3 protein-coding genes are annotated in these 1,895 nt (G+C 33.9%); all 3 read right to left on the bottom strand.

All coding sequences use genetic code 11. The features are described 5' to 3' along the window. Window positions 1-215: 215 nt before the first annotated feature. The gene (locus ND811_RS19185) at window positions 216-632 is read right to left on the bottom strand and encodes a putative toxin-antitoxin system toxin component, PIN family (protein ID WP_265353586.1); all 417 of its coding nucleotides are present in this window, start codon (window positions 630-632) and stop codon (window positions 216-218) included. Further along, window positions 632-877 (bottom strand): CopG family ribbon-helix-helix protein, encoded by a 246-nt coding sequence (locus tag ND811_RS19180; RefSeq protein WP_265353585.1) that lies wholly within the window; start codon window positions 875-877, stop codon window positions 632-634. Before ND811_RS19180 ends, ND811_RS19185 begins: the two co-directional genes overlap by 1 nt. A gap of 279 nt (window positions 878-1,156) precedes the next feature. Then, window positions 1,157-1,895: hypothetical protein (locus ND811_RS19175; RefSeq protein ID WP_265365557.1), on the bottom strand; the 739-nt coding region annotated here is incomplete at its 5' end.

Below are 1,895 nucleotides of genomic sequence, written 5' to 3'. Positions count from 1 at the left end.
ATTTTTTAAAACATTACGCATAACGAATTAGACTAACCGACGTAGGCTGGCCCTGAGTCCCGGAACGGGACGTTAGGGATTGGCACGACGCTTGCGTAAGCAAGAGGAGTGCCAAAAGCCTATGTGTCGCAGACCGAACGAGGGCGCAAGTCCCGAAGTGAAGCGGTTAGTCGCTGTTATGCGACGTTGCGGGGAGCGACACGGATGTCGCAATCTTAGCTAAGTTCCTCTTTTATTTTTAAATATTCATCAGGTGTGATGATTTTTAAACTTTTGATTTTTTCAAGAGTAAGAAGGTCTTTATCTCCAGTAATTATGAAATCTACATTTGCTGAAAAAGCAGTTTCTAGAATATGAAAATCATCCCTGTCTCTTAAATTTAAATAATCCTTTAAGGGTTTATTTTTAATAATAGCAGTGACATTTCTGATTTCTTCAATAGTAAACTGAATAAAATCCTTTGGAAGTTTAAACTTAGGTTTAGTTAAAGTTTCTTCAATTTCATCGAGTATTTCATTTGAAATATACCCAACAAAAGCTTCATCGATTAAGTCTTGTAGAACTAGTTTAGGTTTTCCATTAAATAAAATCGCAGAAATATAAATGTTTGTATCTAAGAGAACTTTAAGCATTAAGAAGCTTTTCTATTTTTTCTAACAACTCTAATTTCTCCTAAAATTTCAGCTTCTGTAAGATTTGATTTTTCTAAGGATTTAGTACCGAAATCGAAGATAGCTTGCCACTTAGATTTTTTCTCAATGTAAGTCCTTGCTGCCTCACGAATCAGTTCCGATCTGGATCTATGTTCTCTTTTTGCAATTTTATCGATTTCTTTTAAAAGGGCTTTTTCGAAAGAGATATTTACAGTCTGATTCATAATTTTCCAGGATATACAAAATTTGTATATTTGTCAATTCTATATTTTTTACAGATTTCTTAAAAACGCCACACGGATGTGGCGATTCTTCCCCGCAATGTTCGCATAACGAACTAGACTTACCGAAGTTCCCCGCCCCTGAGTCCCGTCGGGACGTTAGGGACTGGCATGTAGCTTGCGTATGCAAAGCGAATGCCAGAAGGGGAATTTGCCGGAGGCCGAGCGAGGGCTTGTCCCGAAGCGTAGCGGTAAGTCGCTGTTATGCGAAGTAATTTATTTTTAGAATGCCACTCCAGCATAGATTGAAATTTGTAGAAACCTACTGGTTCGATAATCATTATTTTCAATTAACAATTGATCCAAAATATAATCTATAGGCAAACCTCGGTAAGCTAGAGGATTAAAAGTATAATGCCTATTTACTTTGCCTCCAGAAAGTATTCCATATTGAATTTCAGAACCGAGGAGAAAATGTTCAAAGAATTCTCGTCTATATCCTAATCCCAAAGACATGGAATATCTATCAGAAATAGTAGTAGTTTTAGAATAGGGAATAATATTTAAACCAGGATTGAGATTGATTGTGTAAATAGTATTTACTTCCTTGAATCCAGTAAGAATACCTAGATCTAAGCTAGAATAGAAATTTCCGATGTAGAAGTAATGTGATTTTAAATTAAAATAATTATTGGAATTGGATTTTCTATATTCGATAAAATCAAATCTAGTAGAAGTAGAATCTCCAAGTATATCTTTATTTTGAGCTTTTTCACCAGGCTGAAAAGAAATACCGAAATAAAATTTGTTAGTAAAGCCATATAGGTAGTTAATAGATGCTTTTGAGTATAGATAGGCGCTAAAATAAAGATGGTTTTCTTTTCTATTAAATTCGTTGTTTATATCTGATTTTGTTTCTGCATATAAATTGAGATTAGCCAAAATCAGTAAAAAAGTAAGTATAAAGGTGGTTTTTATTTTCTTTTTCATTTTTTTATCTACAAAGATTATTAAATTATTT

Origin of the sequence: Leptospira soteropolitanensis (genome assembly GCF_026151655.1) — a bacterium.
GTDB lineage: Bacteria > Spirochaetota > Leptospiria > Leptospirales > Leptospiraceae > Leptospira_A > Leptospira_A soteropolitanensis.
This window is presented reverse-complemented; position numbering and strand designations above follow the sequence as displayed.